Here is a 15712-nt window from a genome sequence, read left to right as displayed (position 1 = left end):
ACGGTTCACCACGCCACTGTCCGCCCCTGGTAATTGAGGAAGCGCAAACCGCCCTTGCCGGCTTGCGCCTCCACCACATCCACTACGCGCGGAACGCTCTCTTCCACACCAAGCGTCGCCTGCGGGCCGCCCATGTCCGTACGTACCCAGCCGGGATCCATCAGCAGATAGGTGCGCGTATCGTCGACCTGACGCGCCGCGTAACTGCGCAACAAGGTATTGAGCGCTGCCTTGCTGGCACGGTAACTCTCCCAGCCGCCCTCCGTATTGTTGGCGACACTGCCCAGGCCCGATGACATCGCCACGATGGTGCCGTCGCTGCGCACCAGTTCATGGAAGATCTCGATGAAGCGCAGCGGGCTCAAGGCGTTGTTGATCATCACCTCCGCAAACGCCTCCGCGCTGATCTGGCCGATCGGCGTCTCGGCATCAGATGCGATGCCAGCGTTGACGAACAGCAGGTCCAGCGGCCGTTTGCGCAGCCCCGCATGCAACGCATTGATCTGTTCCGGCTCGTTGATGTCGACGTGCACGATGTCCAGACGGTCGCGAGCGCCCGTTTGTACATCGTGAAGATCGGTACGCTTGTCACTGCGCACGGTGGCGATGACATGCCAGCCGCGCGCCAGATACTCCCGCGCCAACGCCAGGCCCAGTCCGCGTGAAGCGCCTACGATCAGTGCCGTACGTGTTTTCGATGCCATTGCGAATCACCTCATCAATGGAGAATGATAAAAAGATACGTATTTGGTGTGGTCGAAAGCGAAGATTCGCGCATTTCTTGATTTTGTGAAATCGCTACGAAATTCCGAGAAACAAAACATATGATTGGCAACTCAATGTTTCCCACTACTCTTCGAAACTTTTTACTTGCAGCCATCTTGTATTTCATTGGAATGACGTTTCCGTGTGTCTACGCGACTGAATCCCCTGCAGTTCAAGTAGCGGGCGTGTATGAGGTCCTTATCTGCAAGGGCTCGTGTATGTTTGGTGACAACAGGAATGTAGTGGTACGTGGAAACATCGTACTTCTAGCCAATCCACTACACCGTGAAGATATCGATCGATTGGACAAGGCGTACTACCCGACCAGATATAAGGAAGTGCCCAACGGTTGTTTTGCACTCGCACGATTACCAGACCGTGCGTATTCTGGACTGGCTGGCGCAGACAGTTTCGGGGTAACTGCCTGGCTGATGAATGGCTCTACTCTCCGGCTAGCACTCGCCCATACTCCGGATGCGGGTTACGACGCAACGGCACAGCCGGTTCCTGGGGGTTTCGAAGGACGAGGCATAACGTGGGGAGGAGCCTTAGGATCCACTTCGGGCATCGCGAACCCGGCGGACCAAATAATCGCCCGTCGAACCGGTGATGCGGATGTTCGCGATTGCTTTCGCTTGCATGAGGCCGAAGCAGAAACAAACTCCCTCAGCCATTGATGTGCGGAATCGCGATGCACGCGTTCGTGCCAAAGCATCGACATTTTGAATCGCTTGATCGGATGTCTGTCGAAGAGAGGCAAGATCAATGCGATGCCAATTCAGCATAATTGGCGTGACAGATCTTTTATCGGCCCGTGAACAATTGCACGCAATAGCCGAGCTTCACCCGGTCAGAGCGCAAGCGCTACATCGTGCTGAAAGCGCCCCAACAATTCAGGAGCATGCCGCTCCATCTTTATGAGCATAAAGCCACTGAAAACAAAGAAGGGCCTCGTAGGCCCTTCTTGCTAACGATAACGCCACCGATCAAGCAAACGGATCATCCAGCACAATCGTGTCATCACGATCCGCACCGGTCGCCACGATCGCCAGGCGGCAGCCGGAGAGCTCTTCTACCGCGCGCAAGTAAGCACGTGCAGCAGGCGGCAGCTTGTTCCAGTCGCGGATGCCGGCGGTGGATTCGCTCCAGCCGGGGAATTCCAGGTAGACGGGTTTGCATTCGGCCCAGCCGTCGGCGTCGAGCGGGGCGAGTTCGCGGCGCTTGCCGCGGTATTCGTAGGCGATGCAAACCTTGATGGTATCCAGGCCGTCGAGTACGTCGAGCTTGGTAATGGCCAGGCCGTTGATGCCGTTGATCTGCACGGCACGCTTCAGGGCGACGAGGTCGATCCAGCCACAGCGGCGCGGGCGGCCGGTGCTGGCGCCGAATTCGTTGCCGACTTTGCGCAGGCGTTCGCCCATCTCATCGTGCAGCTCGGTGGGGAACGGACCGCCGCCGACGCGCGTGGCGTAGGCCTTGCAGATGCCGAGCACGTAGTCGATGTCGCCCGCGCCCACACCTGTGCCGGCCAGTGCACCGCCCACGGTGGTGTTGCTGCTGGTGACGTATGGGTAGGTGCCGTGGTCGATGTCGAGCAGTGCGCCTTGCGCGCCTTCATACAGAATGTTGCCGCCTTCCTTGCGCACGTCGTGCAGGATGGTGGCGACGTCGTCGACCATCGGGCGGATGAACTCGCCATAGGCGATCGCATCGTCCAGCACCTTTTGGTAATCGACCGGCTCAGCCTTCAACCACTGCGTGAGGATGAAGTTGTGGTAGTCGACCGCACACTGGATGAGCGCAGGCAGCTCATGCGGGTACATCAGGTCGGCCACGCGCACGCTGCGACGGGCGACCTTGTCCTCATACGCAGGGCCAATACCGCGGCCGGTGGTGCCGATGGCTTTGCCGCCGGCAGCCACTTCGCGCGCCTTATCGACGGCGATGTGGTACGGCATGATCAACGGCGTGGCCGGGCTGATCTTCAGGCGCGGACGCACGCTCACGCCCTGCGCTTCCAGTTCTTCGATTTCCTGCTTGAGGGCGGCGGGCGAGAGCACCACGCCGTTGCCGATCAGGCACAGCGCGTCGTCGCGCAGGATGCCGGAGGGAATCAGGTGCAGCACGGTTTTCTTGCCCTTGATGACCAGGGTATGGCCGGCGTTGTGACCGCCCTGGAAACGCGCCACCGCGCCGACGCGCTCGGTCAACAGGTCGACGATCTTGCCTTTGCCTTCGTCGCCCCACTGTGCGCCAAGAATTACGACTGACTTGCCCATGATATGTCTCGCTCTAAAAGGACGTTCCGATCGGCGGAACGGGAAAACTTGAAAAACTTAACTCGCGACGATGACCGCGTGGTGAATCTGCTTCAATGCACCAGCCGCAACGTGATCAGGCCGACGCCGATGGCAATGGCGCCGAATACGCGCAAGGTGCGCGGTTCCATTTTCGCCGCCTCGCGCATCACCGACTGCCAGCCATTCGGCGCGGCGAACAGCACCAGTCCTTCAATCACCAGCACCAGGCATAGCGCAGCATAGAATTCGCGTGGCATGGCGTGTTCTCAGCGCCTGGCCGGCGCGGCAGCCGGGTTGCCGAAATAGCGCAGGAATTCGGAATCCGGCTTGAGAATAATGGTGCCCCTGCCGTCGCCGAAAGATTTCTTGTACGCCTGCAGACTACGGTAGAAGGCGAAGAAATCCGGATCCTGCGCATACGCTTGTGCGTAGATCTGCGCGGCCTGCGCGTCGCCCTCGCCTTTCACCTTGTCCGCTTCGCTTTCGCCCGTAGCGCGGATCACTTGCGCCTGGGCCTGAGCATCGGCCTTGATCGCTTCGGCTTCCTGCCTGCCGTCCGCGCGGATGGCGGCGGCTTGCTGCTGACGCTCGGTCTGCATGCGCTTGTAGACGGCGGCCTTGATGTCGTCCGGGAACTCGATGCCGGTGATGCGCACATCCACCATCGACACGCCCAGCGTTTTCTGCGTCTCGGCGTTGGCCTGCTGCAATGCGCTCGCGGCGATGTCGCCCTGCCCGCTGGCGATCAGCTGTTCCAGCGTGTGCACGCTCACCACGTCACGCAACGCATTGCTGACGATAGGGCTGAGGCGCTGACCGGCCTGCAACTCATCGCCGCCGGTGGCGCGGTAATAATTGGCGGCGTCGGCAATGCGCCACTTCACGTAGTAATTGACGTTGATGCTCTGCCGGTCCGAGGTGGCATAGCGCTGTGGCGCACCGTCGAACGAAAGCACGCGCTCATCCAGCGTTAGCACCTGCTGTAGCAGCGGCACCTTGGCGTGCAGACCGGGCTCGCGGTCGGCACGCAGGATCTTGCCGAACTGCAGCACCAGCACGTGCTGGCCCTCGCCTACCGTATACAAGCTGTTGAAACCAAGCAGGATGGCCAGAATGATGATGATCGCAGCGGTAGTCTTCATGGCTGCTTCCCCTTGTCCGCGTCCTCACCGTAGGCATTGCCTGGCTGTGCCACGGCACCCACGCCCGGCAGGTTGGCAGCCGGTGGCATTTCCGAACGATCGCCGCCGATGTTGATCACACTGCGGCCGTCGGAGCCGTCGATGACCTTGTTGCTGGCGTGCAGGATGTCTTCCATGGTTTCCAGCCACAGCCGGCGGCGGGTGACGTCCGGCGCGGTGCGGTATTCCTTGAGAATGAGGTTGAAGCGCTCGGCATCACCCTGCGCGCGCGCGATGCGTTCGGCCTTGTAGGCATCCGCGCCGGAAGTAATGCGCTTGGCATCGCTCTTGGCGTTCGGGATGTCCTGGCTGGTCGTAGCTTTCGCCTGGTCGATCAGGCCCTGGCGATCTTGGCGCGAGGCGATCACGTCGTCGAAGGCGTCTTTTACTTCCTGCGGCGGTGTAACGGCCTGAATGCTCACCTCGGTCACTTGCAGGCCACAGTCGTAAGCATCCAGCGTGTGCTGCAACTGATCGCGCACCTGCTGCTGCAGGGCGCCCAGATGCGGTGAAGGCGCGTTACTGTCGCCCTGGCCGGTAAGGACGTCGTCCATCGCCTGCGCGCCGACCACCGCACGCACGGCGGCCTGCGCGGCTTCATTGAGGGTGCCGTCCGGATCGCGCGTGCTGAACAGGTACTTCTGTGGATCGGTCACCTGGTACTGCACGTTGAAATCGACCGAGACAATGTCCTGGTCGCGCGTGAGCATGCGGATTTGGTCGGACATAGCGCGCACGCGCGTGGTCGCCACCGGCTGCACGGTTTCGATCGGTGCCGGAAGCTTCAGATGGAAGCCTGGGCCGACGGTACGTGCGTAGGCACCAAAGCGCTGCACGACGCCCACCTGCCCCGTGCCGATCACGGCATAGCTGGTAAGCAGCAGCCAGGCCAGCAGAATGGCTACAACGATGGTGAGGATGCCACCTGGGCCGCCCAGCTTGCCGATGCGCCGGAACAGCTCCTTGAGCGCTGTCTCCACGCCAGGCTTGCCGCCGGAACTACGCTTGTTCTTGTTCCATGGATCGCGCTGCCCGTTACCGGGTTCGTTCCAGGCCATGGTCAGTCTCCTTGAGGCCGCTGGGAGGCCGGCAACAACGGCCGGAAAACGCTGGGGTCGGGATGGGACATGGTGACGAATAGTGGACGTGCAACCACTCGGTCGAGGTGATGCACAAACAGTCGCATTCTAGCAGAGACAGTCAGATTAAAGCCCTCTCCACTCCGGGAGAAGGTTTGGGTGTGAGGTTCGAAGCGCGGGTTGGTGGTGAAGTTCACCGCAAGATTGCCCCCTTACCCCAGCGCTTTCCTGGAGGGGAGAGGGAGCAAAGATTCGTCGCTCAAACCGCTACATCGGGATTGCCAAGCAATCCCCGCAAAAGCTCCACATCCGTGCCCTGCCCGCCCGTGAGCGGCGCCAGCACACTGCGTGGTGCATCAATGCGCAGGCGCCAGCCATCTTCATCCACGGCCTCGTCCGCAATCGCGCCGGCTGCGCGCAATCGGGCATGCAGGCGACCTGCCGAAAGCGGCAAGCGCAATTCGGACTGCACGCGCTCGCCACCCAGGCATTCGCCGAGAGCCTGACGCAGCAGATCAAGACCTTCGCCGTTAGCAGCCGATAGCCACACCTGCTGCGGCACGCCTCCCGCATTGCGTACGATACGCGGCGCGCCGTCGGTGAGATCAATCTTGTTCATCACGTGCAGTTGCGGCACATCGCCGGCGCCGATTTCTTCCAGCACCTGGTCCACGACCTGATGCAGGCGTTCGCGCTCCTCGTCGGCGGCGTCACTGACATGCAGTAGGAGATCCGCGTCGCGCGCTTCGGCCAGGGTGCCACGGAAAGCGGCGACCAGGTCGTGCGGCAGCTCGCGGATGAAACCCACCGTATCGGCCAGCACGGCAGGGCCGCAGCTCAGGTCGTCCAGCTTGCGCACGGTGGGGTCGAGCGTGGCGAATAATTGATCAGCCGCGTAGACCTCACCTTGCGTGAGCACATTGAACAGCGTGGATTTACCGGCATTGGTGTAGCCCACCAAAGCTACGCGCGGCACCGTGTTGCGCAGGCGCGCGCGGCGCTGCTGAGTGCGCTGGGTCTGCACCTTTTCCAGGCGTTTGGTGAGCATCTTGACGCGCTCGCCGAGCAAGCGGCGGTCGGTTTCCAACTGGGTTTCGCCGGGGCCGCGCAGACCGATGGCACCGCCGCGCTGGCGCTCAAGGTGGGTCCAGCCTCGCACCAGGCGCGTGGCCAGGTGTTTCAACTGCGCCAGCTCCACTTCCAGCTTGCCTTCGTGGGAACGGGCGCGCTGGGCGAAGATATCCAGAATGAGGCCGGCGCGATCGACCACACGCACGTTGAGCAGCTTTTCCAGATTGCGCTCTTGCACCGGCGAAAGCAGGTGGTCGACCAGCACCACGTCCGCTTCCAGTGCGCGCACCGCTTCGCCGACTTCATCGGCCTTACCGGTGCCGATGTAGTAGCGGGGGTTGGGAGTTTCCACGCGCGCAGGAATGCTTGCCAGCACCTCGGCGCCGGCAGACTTCACCAGTTCAACGAACTCCTCCGCACGCTCGGCTGTGTCGTCTTCCCCCCGCGAGTGCGGGAGGACCAACACAGCCCGTTCGCCTTTCTTTTGTCTATCGAACAGAGTGAATCAACCTTCGCTTTCGACCGACGCGTGCTCGAGGTGGTTTTCGTGGTTTTCGTGGCCTTCGTGACCTTCGTGGCCGTTGCCCACACGCACATTGCGGCTTGGCACCACGGTGGAGATGGCATGTTTGTAAACCATCTGGCTGACCTGATTACGCAAGAGCACCACGAACTGATCGAAGGATTCGATCGTGCCCTGGAGCTTAATGCCATTGACCAGATAGATGGCGACCGGTACGCGCTCACGGCGCAGTGCGTTCAGAAATGGATCTTGCAAGGATTGCCCTTTTGACATTTTTGTTCTCCCCCTCATCCACGGATGGATCGGAAAAAAAGCGACGCCAAACGGCGCCCCGACCCGAGTCCCTGAATGTTAACCGCTTTTAAATCGCGGATGAAAGAGTTTTGTAAGTAATGACAAAGACATAACGAAATGACGTCATCTTCTTTACGACTAGTAGTCACTTTGCTTCCAGGAACAAGCTTACGGCATCGGCCGCCCGCTCCAACAAATCACCCCGTTCCGGGTCAAGTATGCGCGCGTCGAGTTCGCTACGCAGCCAAGTGATCTGCCGCTTGGCGAGTTGGCGGGTAGCAAAAATGCCCCGGTCGTGCAGCTCAACGGCGTCGTAGCAGCCATCCAGGTGTTCCCAGGCCTGACGGTAGCCCACGGCGCGCACGGCCGGCAGATCGGGCATGAGATCTCCACGATGGCGTAGCGCGCGTACTTCGTCGAGCAGGCCGTGACGCAGCATGTCGTCGAAGCGCTTGGCGATCCGTGCATGCAAGGGCGCACGATCCTCCGGCACCAGAGCCAGTTTCAGTACGCGCCAGGGGAACGGCTGCCCGCGGCCGCCTTGTTGCTGAGCGCTAAGCGGCTGGCCGGTGAGGGTGATCACTTCAAGGGCACGCTGGATGCGTTGCGCGTCGCCGGGCTTGATGCGCGTGGCGGCTTGCGGATCGAGTTCGGCAAGCCGGCCATGCATACCTTCCCAGCCGATGGCCGCCGCCTGTTCCGCCAATTGCGCGCGCACGCCGGCGTCCGCTTCCGGCAGGCTGGACAAGCCACGTTGTAAGGCACGGAAGTACAACCCGGTGCCGCCGACCAATAAAGGAATGCGACCGGCTTCGCCGATGCGCTGCATGGCCGCCTGAGCATCCGCGCTGAAGTCGGCGGCCGAATACGGTTCGGCCGGATCGCGGATGTCGATCAGCGCATGCGGATAGCGCGCCAGCGTGGTGGCATCCGGTTTGGCGGCGCCGATGTCGAGGCCGCGGTAGACGAGCGCCGAATCCACGCTGATCAGGCTAAGCGGAAAACGCTCGCTCAAGGTGCAGGCCAGCGCGGTCTTGCCCGACGCGGTCGGGCCCATCAGGAATATGGCGAGCGGGCGGCGATCGACAGGCATCGCGGCATTTTAGCGGTTCGGGTTCATGTTCCGGCACGATGGATGGGTTCGAGTGTGTGCACTCGATCGCTGCCAACGCGTTGAAACCAGAAGCCTCCACCGCCAGGACTCCATCATGCCGCTTCCGTTTTCCCGCTCATCGTGTCTGTTGTTCGCCGCAAGCTTGCTGTTCGCCGCCGATGTGTCGGCGCAAACCACGGCTGCAGGGCCGGACTTCAGTGGCCTCTGGCAACTCAATGACAAGGCGAGCGATAGCACCGTCGTGATCACTCAGCGCCTGCACGCCGAGAAAAACCGTGAGCAGGCGCCCTCCTTGCATCCGGCTTCCGCCAGTTCGAGCGGCGCGCCGGCGTCATCATCGAACAGCGGTTTCGGCGGACGCGGCGGCGGCCGTGGCATGGGAGGTGGCGGTATGGGTGGCGGTGGCATGGGCGGTATGGGCGGCGGGCACGGCATGGGCGGAGGCCGGCACGGCAACCAGAATTCACAGGATTCATCCGGCAGCCACGCCGACGCACCACCAAAAGATCCCGTACCTCCCCTGCTCGCCGACGATGCATTCTTGAACGTGCAGCAGACCGGCTCAGGGCTGCGGGTGGATTTCAACAATACCGATCGGCTCGACACACGCTTCGATGGCGTCACGCGCCAGTCGCTCAACAGCACTGCGCGCGTGCAGAGCCAGCTCACACCAAACAACGCGCAGATCTCCATGACGTTTGATGACGGCACGCGGCTGGACGAGGCATGGGTGCGTTCGCCGGACGGTCATCATCTGACCGTCACCGAAACCTGGACCACGAATGCGTTGAAAACGCCGATCGTCTTCACGCGCAACTACGACCGACTGGATCTTTGAGGCGAACGGCAAGCGGCGTGCATGCCGCAGCGCAGTAAGGCAGCCCCTGCACCTGCCGATATAATTGCCGCTTGCCTTCCCCCGCCTGCTGTGGATGTCCCCCATGCCGCAAACGATGAAAGCCCTGGTCAAGCGCCTGCCCGAAAAAGGTATCTGGATGGAAGAAGTACCGGTGCCGGAAGTTGGCCCGAACGAGGTACTGATCAAGCTGGAAAAAACCGCGATCTGCGGCACCGACCTGCATATCTACAAGTGGGACGAATGGTCCCAACGCACCATCAAGCCCGGCCTTACCATTGGTCATGAATTCGTCGGCCGCGTCGTGGATATCGGCCCGGGTGTTACCGGCTACAAGATCGGCGACCGCGTTTCCGCCGAAGGTCACATCGTGTGCGGCCATTGCCGCAACTGCCGCGCCGGCCGCCAACATCTGTGTCCCAACACCGTCGGCATCGGCGTGAACCGCAACGGCGCCTTCGCCGAATACATGACCATGCCGGCCTCCAACCTGTGGCCGATTCCAGACCAGATTCCCTCCGAGTTGGCCGCCTTCTTCGACCCCTATGGCAACGCCGCGCATTGCGCGCTGGAATTCGACATGGTGGGCGAAGACGTGCTGATCACCGGCGCCGGCCCGATCGGCATCATCGCCGCAGGCATCGCCAAGCACATAGGCGCGCGCAATGTGGTGGTGACTGACGTCAACGACTATCGCCTGAAGCTCGCCGCCGACATGGGCGCGACGCGCGTAGTGAACGTGGCAAACCAGTCACTGAAGGACGTAATGAAAGACCTGCACATGGAAGGCTTCGACGTGGGCCTGGAAATGAGCGGCAACCAGCGCGCCTTCAACGACATGCTCGACTGCATGTACCACGGCGGCAAGGTCGCCCTGCTCGGCATTCTGCCCAAGGGCGCGGGCATCGATTGGGACAGAGTGATCTTCAAGGGCCTCACCCTGCAGGGCATCTACGGCCGCCGCATGTACGAGACCTGGTACAAAATGACCCAGATGGTGCTCACCGGCTTTCCGCTGCAGAAAGTGCTCACCCATCAGATTCACATCGACGATTTCCAGAAGGGCTTCGACCTGATGGATGCGGGCACGTGTGGCAAGGTGGTTTGTTCCTGGCATTGAGCCTCAGGAATGAGGTGCGACGTAGGCTGGAATGCCAATCCCAGCCTACGTCGCTGAATCAACAGGAAAAGCCTGACAAAGCTCCTACGCAATTCCTACACCGCACGCTACACTCCGCCAGGAGCGTGCCGACATGAACTTCTAAGTTGGGGAAAGTGCACGGCTAGCTGGTGCCGGCACGGTCGGTCCGCGATGTCACGTAAGGAGCATCGACGGCATGACAAAGCGGAACCTGTCACCCAACGCCCTGATGGAGGCCGGCCGCGAACGCGCCGTCGGCCTGTATCGCTCCCGCCGCCTGCGTATCACCGCACTGGTGATCGCCATCATCCTGGCGCTGTTCGGCCTGTTCGGCTTTTTCATCGCGCCCGGGCTGATCAAGAGCCAGCTCGAAAAACAACTCGCCACGCAACTCGACCGGCCGGTCACAATCGGCGCTATCCACGTGAACCCGTACACATTGCGGGTGACGGTGGACAATCTGCACATCGGCGAACACGACGGCGCTACGCCCTTCGTCGATCTCGACCAGTTGGTGGTCAGCGGTTCGTGGAGTTCCGTGTTCCACCTGGCTCCGGTGCTGGACGAACTGGCGCTGCAGCATCCGCAGATCCACATCACGCGCACCGGGCCGCAGACGTTCAATTTCAGCGACATCCTGCAACGCTTCGCAGCCAAACCTGCCGATCCGAATGCATCGCCCACACGATTCGCCGTTTCCAACATCAGCGTGCACAACGGCGACATCACGTTCAACGACAAGGTGCAGAACGCCACGCATTGTATGGATCAGCTGGAAATTGGCATTCCGTTCATCGCGAACCTGCCGCACGATGTAGACATCTTTGTACAACCGCTGCTGGCCATGCGCGTAGATGGCAGCCCGCTGCGCATCCAGGGCCAGACCAAGCCCTTCGCCAGCAGCCGCGAATCGGTGATCAGCTTCAACATGGATCACCTCGACCTGGCGAAATATCTGGCTTATGCCCCCGAGCCGCTGCCCGCCGCGATTCCCAGCGGCTTGCTGTCGGGCACGCTGGACGTGCACTTCGTGCAGGCGCAGCCGACACCGCAGTTGCTGCTGAAAGGCGCGCTGCAGCTGGACAACTTCGCCATGACCACCAACGACCATGCTCCGATGCTGGAGTTGGGACATGGCGCCGCCGCATTGGAAGATGTACAGCCACTGCTATCGCGCTATCACTTCAGCACGCTGCAGCTCGATCACGCGAACCTGCACTATACCAAGCAGCCCGGCGACCACACGAACTTCGACGCGCTGCTCGGCAAGAATGCGCCGCCACCGAAACCCGGCACGCCGCCAACCGACGCACAGATTGGCACGCTCGCCCTGCAAAACAGTACGCTCGACTATGGCGATCTCAGCGGCCCCGCACCGGCGCATCTGCAGTTGGAGAATATGCAGGGCGCGATTCACCGCCTGTCCACCCTTTCGACGCAACCGGGCGCGGTCGACGTAACCGCCAGCCTCGCCGGCGGCAGTCTGCACGTTGCCGGCAATCTGTTCATGAAGGACAGCCGCTTCAATGGCCAGATCAGCGCGAATCACGTCGGCTTGCAGCCGCTGGTGGCGTTCGGGCCTGCGCTCAACGCGCAGATCGCCAGTGGTACCTTGGATGGCGACACGCATCAGAAAGTGGATTGGAGCAAGACGCTTGCTTTGACCATGGATAGCAGCAAGTTCGCTATCAACGATTTTGCGCTGGCACAGCACGACCACAAGCCGGTGGCGTGGCAGACGCTGAGCGTCGGCATCAACCATCTCGATCTCGGCAGCAGCACGGCGCAGCTTGGCGATGTCACATTGCATGGCTTGAAGATCGACGCGCAACGGCTCAAGAACGGCACGATCGATCTCACGAGCTTGACCAAGCCCTCTGCGCCCACAAAGGGCAAGCAGGCCGCGTCGCCCTCATGGCATTGGAGCATCGCGCACCTGGGCATCGACGGCAGCAGCTTTGCGCTGACCGATCCGAGCCTGCCGAGCAAAAACGGCCACATTGAAGTCGACGCCGACAAGTTCGGCTTCGACAATCTTTCCGACGACATGCACAAGCCGATCAAGCTGGATCTGAGCGGCGGCATCGGCCATGGAAAGTTCAAAGTGGACGGCAACGTGAAGCCGGAACCGATGGATGCGGATCTACGTGTAAATGCGACGAAACTGGATGTCGCGCCGTTCGCGTCGCTGGTGCAAGTGCCACTGAACGTCAACATCGACAGCGCTCGGCTCAGCGCGAACGGACGCATCCGCTATCACGACCGCAAACCGGCACCGCTGATGAGCTATCAGGGCCGTATGGTGCTGGCGCGCGTGCACGTGCTGGACAAAGTATCGAATGACGACTTCCTGCGCTGGAATTCGCTCGACGCTAGTGGCATGAAGGTGCAAATGGGTGCGGGTGCGCCGAAGGTCGATATCGGTGGACTGGCGCTCGACGACTTTTACGCGCGCGTGATCATCAACGCCAACGGCCGCATCAATCTGCAGGACGTGGTTTCCAATCCGGCCCAAGCGCCGGTTTCCGTCACGCGCGCACAGAACGGCCCTGCTCCCGCCGCGAGCGCGCCGCCGCCTCCCGTGAAGGAACCTGCGAGTGCGCCGAGCGGCGCCACCACCAGCGCAACGCTCGCCACGGCAGCCACCACCGCCGCGCCACCCGCCGAGATTCACATCGGCCAGATCACGCTGGCCCACGGCAACCTCAACTACACCGACAATTTCATCAAGCCGAATTACACCGCCAACATCACGGATCTCGCCGGCAAGATCGGCGCGTTCGGCACCGACACCAGCGACAAGCCCGCGGACGTCACGCTACAGGGCCAGCTGGACAACAACTCGCCCGTGAACATCGAAGGCACCATCAACCCGCTTACGCCAGTGGCGTTTCTGGACATCAAGGCTGGGGCCAATGACGTGGAGCTCACGCATTTGACGCCCTATTCCGGCAAATACGCGGGGTACCCCATCACCAAGGGCCGGCTGACGATGGACGTGCATTACCAGCTCGACCAAGGCAAGTTGAACGCCGACAACCATATCGTGCTCAACCAACTCACCTTCGGCGATCGCATGGAAGGCCCGGGTATCAGCCATTTGCCGGTGAAACTCGCCGTGGCGCTGCTGAGGGATTCCAACGGCAATATCGATATTCACGTGCCGGTCTCCGGTTCGTTGAACGACCCACAATTCAGCTTGGGCGGTGTGATCTGGCAGGCGTTCGTGAACCTGCTCAAGCGTGCGGTGACCTCACCGTTCCGGCTGCTCGGCTCGATCGGCGGCGGCGGTGGCACGGAGGACCTGGGCTATGTGGAATTCGTGCCGGGTTCGGCCGTGCTCGATGCACAAGCCCAGGACAAGCTCGCACACGTGGTGGACGTGCTCAACAAGAAGACGGACCTGAAGCTCGACATCACCGGCCGTATCGATCCTTCCGTCGACGAGCAAGGTCTACGCAAGGTCACGGTGGACGACATGGTGCAAAAGGAAGAAGCCGACGACATCGGCACTGCCGCCGCCAAGGCCGCGCCGGTGAAGCCCGGCACCGACGACTACAACAAATACCTCGCCAAGGCGTACAAGCACGACAAGATCAAGAAACCGCGTGACGTCATTGGCTTGGCCAAATCGCAGCCACCGGAAGATATGATCAAACTGATGGAAGCCAACGTCACCGTCGACCAGGACGCCCTGCGCCACCTGGCCGAACGCCGCGCCGATGCAGTGCGCCAGTACCTGGGCGGCAAGATCGATGACAAGCGCGTGTTCGTGCTCGCGCCGAAGCTCGATGCGAAGGGGATCGACGACAAGGGCAAGACGACTCGCGATGATTTTGGATTGCATATGTAGTTGTATGCCAACCATCACGCTCTTGCACGACATCCGCCAGAATGGAAACTCCCAGCGTGAAGGCCGTCGTTACCGCGAAAGCGGGCATGACGGCCATAGGATTTTTTCACACCCCCTAATGCTGCAAGCCTTGTCATAGGGTCAGAAGTGGACCTTGCTCGTCACACCCGTAGCACGCCGCAAACCTAGGCAAGCATCCATCGTTGCCACGGATTTGCAGCATCAGCCTTCGTAAACGTTTGCCGCAAGAAAAGGCACGCCCCTTGCATTGGTAGAGCTGTTGACCCGTTTCCGGGCGCACCTCAGGCCCGGCCGTTCCATCACTAAGGAAGGTTCCGCAATGAGTGCAGCTCCTCCAGCGTCATCGAACGACACCACCCGCGGCAGCCTCGCATGCGTCGGTATGGGCATGACCCTGGGCTCCCACCTCACACCATTGGCACGCGACCATATCGAGCAGGCAGACGTGGTCTTCGCGGCGCTTTCCGACCACATCGTTGAGATGTGGTTGCAACGCATGAATCCGGATGTGCGCAGCCTGCAGCCTTACTACGCAGAGGGCAAACCACGGTCAAAAACGTATCAGGAATGGGTAGACCTAATGATGGCCGAGGTGCGCGCCGGCAAGCGTGTTTGTGCTGTGTTCTATGGCCATCCCGGTATCTTCGCCTGGTCGCCGCACAAAGCCATCGAAGTCGCCCGTGCAGAAGGCTTTGAGGCATATATGGAGCCGGGTATTTCTGCCGAGGATTGCCTTTATGCCGACTTAGCCATCGATCCCGGCCGTTTCGGCTGTCAGCATTTCGAAGCAAGCCAGCTGTTGTTCTACGAGCACCGCATCAACCCTGCTGGCTATCTGGTGCTATGGCAGGTTGCCCTGGTTGGCGATTGGTCGCTGACACGTTTCCACACTGGGCCGGCCTATCGGCAAGTGCTGGTGGAGAAGCTGAGCAAGGATTATCCACTCGATCATGAAGTGATTCTTTATCACGGAGCAACGCTGCCGATCGAGAAGCCACGCATCAGACGCATGGCGCTGCGCGATTTGCCCGATGTCACATTCACCTCACAAGAAACGTTGGTCCTGCCGCCTGCGACCGTACTGAAGCTGGACATCACCATGCGCGAACGATTGGCGGAGCTGGACAAAGTGACTGGCTTCGCATGAGGTAAACAAACGCTTCAAGGCAACACTCACATCACAGGAAAAAGGGGAAACACATGGCAGACACGATTGAATGGCTGGAAATCATCGGCAAGAACGCCAAGCTGCGTCATGCAATGGCTGAGGAGCTTGCACATACCCTGGAACAAGCTGACGCTTCAGACGCTTTGAAAGCTGCAGTCATACACAGAGACGGCGCACTATTGTCTGCCGAGCTCGGTCACAAAGACATGCACGGCGAGAACGATTCGCACACGCACCCGCGTCCTCCCCATCATCCGTTTCGTCCGGATGAGCCCGAGAGAGAAAAAGAGCCAGATCATCACGAGGATGAACCCGGTCAGGGCGAATCAAAGTCACCCTGACATAG

General features: G+C 61.0%; 13 protein-coding genes. 5 read left to right on the top strand and 8 right to left on the bottom strand.

The genetic code is table 11. The features are described from left to right. Positions 1 to 5: 5 nt before the first annotated feature. The 8 genes from ISP18_RS08100 to miaA form a co-directional block, all read right to left on the bottom strand. Positions 6 to 704, bottom strand: coding sequence for an SDR family NAD(P)-dependent oxidoreductase (locus tag ISP18_RS08100; RefSeq protein ID WP_380009221.1), 699 nt, complete (start codon positions 702 to 704; stop codon positions 6 to 8). 1047 nt (positions 705 to 1751) lie between these two features. Further along, entirely contained in the window at positions 1752 to 3044 is a 1293-nt protein-coding gene (locus tag ISP18_RS08095) for an adenylosuccinate synthase (RefSeq protein WP_380009218.1), read from the bottom strand. A gap of 92 nt (positions 3045 to 3136) precedes the next feature. Continuing rightward, entirely contained in the window at positions 3137 to 3322 is a 186-nt protein-coding gene (locus ISP18_RS08090) for a DUF2065 domain-containing protein (protein WP_380009215.1), read from the bottom strand. A 9-nt stretch (positions 3323 to 3331) separates the two neighbouring features. Continuing rightward, positions 3332 to 4207, bottom strand: coding sequence for a protease modulator HflC (hflC, locus tag ISP18_RS08085; RefSeq protein WP_380009212.1), 876 nt, complete (start codon positions 4205 to 4207; stop codon positions 3332 to 3334). After that, positions 4204 to 5304, bottom strand: coding sequence for an FtsH protease activity modulator HflK (gene hflK, locus ISP18_RS08080; RefSeq protein WP_380009209.1), 1101 nt, complete (start codon positions 5302 to 5304; stop codon positions 4204 to 4206). The genes hflC and hflK overlap by 4 nt, the downstream gene beginning before the upstream one ends. A 280-nt stretch (positions 5305 to 5584) precedes the next feature. Then, positions 5585 to 6895, bottom strand: a complete 1311-nt coding sequence (hflX, locus tag ISP18_RS08075) for a ribosome rescue GTPase HflX (protein WP_380010982.1) — start codon at positions 6893 to 6895, stop codon at positions 5585 to 5587. A gap of 6 nt (positions 6896 to 6901) precedes the next feature. After that, positions 6902 to 7192 carry an RNA chaperone Hfq gene (hfq, locus tag ISP18_RS08070; RefSeq protein WP_380009206.1) on the bottom strand — a complete coding sequence of 97 codons (291 nt, stop codon included), beginning with the start codon at positions 7190 to 7192 and terminating at the stop codon, positions 6902 to 6904. Between the two features lie 166 nt (positions 7193 to 7358). Beyond that, positions 7359 to 8306 (bottom strand): tRNA (adenosine(37)-N6)-dimethylallyltransferase MiaA, encoded by a 948-nt coding sequence (gene miaA, locus ISP18_RS08065; protein WP_380009203.1) that lies wholly within the window; start codon positions 8304 to 8306, stop codon positions 7359 to 7361. Between the two features lie 115 nt (positions 8307 to 8421). On the opposite strand from miaA, the gene ISP18_RS08060 reads away from it, so the two are divergent. The 5 genes from ISP18_RS08060 (at position 8422) to ISP18_RS08040 (ending at position 15707) form a co-directional block, all read left to right on the top strand. After that, positions 8422 to 9165, top strand: coding sequence for a hypothetical protein (locus tag ISP18_RS08060; protein WP_380009200.1), 744 nt, complete (start codon positions 8422 to 8424; stop codon positions 9163 to 9165). Between the two features lie 103 nt (positions 9166 to 9268). Continuing rightward, complete coding sequence (gene tdh, locus ISP18_RS08055; protein ID WP_380009197.1) at positions 9269 to 10303, top strand: L-threonine 3-dehydrogenase; 1035 nt, start codon at positions 9269 to 9271, stop codon at positions 10301 to 10303. A 217-nt stretch (positions 10304 to 10520) separates the two neighbouring features. Next, the gene (locus ISP18_RS08050) at positions 10521 to 14177 is read left to right on the top strand and encodes a DUF748 domain-containing protein (RefSeq protein WP_380009194.1); all 3657 of its coding nucleotides are present in this window, start codon (positions 10521 to 10523) and stop codon (positions 14175 to 14177) included. A 340-nt stretch (positions 14178 to 14517) separates the two neighbouring features. After that, positions 14518 to 15345, top strand: coding sequence for an SAM-dependent methyltransferase (locus ISP18_RS08045; RefSeq protein WP_380009191.1), 828 nt, complete (start codon positions 14518 to 14520; stop codon positions 15343 to 15345). A gap of 53 nt (positions 15346 to 15398) precedes the next feature. Next, complete coding sequence (locus ISP18_RS08040; RefSeq protein ID WP_380009188.1) at positions 15399 to 15707, top strand: hypothetical protein; 309 nt, start codon at positions 15399 to 15401, stop codon at positions 15705 to 15707. The last annotated feature ends 5 nt before the right edge of the window (positions 15708 to 15712 follow it).

Origin of the sequence: Dyella humi, assembly GCF_044904605.1 — a bacterium.
Classification (GTDB): Bacteria; Pseudomonadota; Gammaproteobacteria; order Xanthomonadales; family Rhodanobacteraceae; genus Dyella_B; species Dyella_B humi.
Note: the sequence above shows the minus strand (reverse complement) of the source record. Positions and strands in the feature narration are given on the sequence as shown.

Excerpts from the sequence above, each read along its gene's own strand:
- ISP18_RS08100 (WP_380009221.1), bottom strand. The coding sequence starts at position 704 with ATGGCATCGAAAACACGTACGGCACTGATCGTAGGCGCTTCACGCGGA.
- ISP18_RS08095 (WP_380009218.1), bottom strand. The coding sequence starts at position 3,044 with ATGGGCAAGTCAGTCGTAATTCTTGGCGCACAGTGGGGCGACGAAGGC.
- ISP18_RS08090 (WP_380009215.1), bottom strand. The coding sequence starts at position 3,322 with ATGCCACGCGAATTCTATGCTGCGCTATGCCTGGTGCTGGTGATTGAA.
- hflC (WP_380009212.1), bottom strand. The coding sequence starts at position 4,207 with ATGAAGACTACCGCTGCGATCATCATCATTCTGGCCATCCTGCTTGGT.
- hflK (WP_380009209.1), bottom strand. The coding sequence starts at position 5,304 with ATGGCCTGGAACGAACCCGGTAACGGGCAGCGCGATCCATGGAACAAG.
- hfq (WP_380009206.1), bottom strand. The coding sequence starts at position 7,192 with ATGTCAAAAGGGCAATCCTTGCAAGATCCATTTCTGAACGCACTGCGC.
- miaA (WP_380009203.1), bottom strand. The coding sequence starts at position 8,306 with ATGCCTGTCGATCGCCGCCCGCTCGCCATATTCCTGATGGGCCCGACC.
- ISP18_RS08060 (WP_380009200.1), top strand. The coding sequence starts at position 8,422 with ATGCCGCTTCCGTTTTCCCGCTCATCGTGTCTGTTGTTCGCCGCAAGC.
- tdh (WP_380009197.1), top strand. The coding sequence starts at position 9,269 with ATGCCGCAAACGATGAAAGCCCTGGTCAAGCGCCTGCCCGAAAAAGGT.
- ISP18_RS08050 (WP_380009194.1), top strand. The coding sequence starts at position 10,521 with ATGACAAAGCGGAACCTGTCACCCAACGCCCTGATGGAGGCCGGCCGC.
- ISP18_RS08045 (WP_380009191.1), top strand. The coding sequence starts at position 14,518 with ATGAGTGCAGCTCCTCCAGCGTCATCGAACGACACCACCCGCGGCAGC.
- ISP18_RS08040 (WP_380009188.1), top strand. The coding sequence starts at position 15,399 with ATGGCAGACACGATTGAATGGCTGGAAATCATCGGCAAGAACGCCAAG.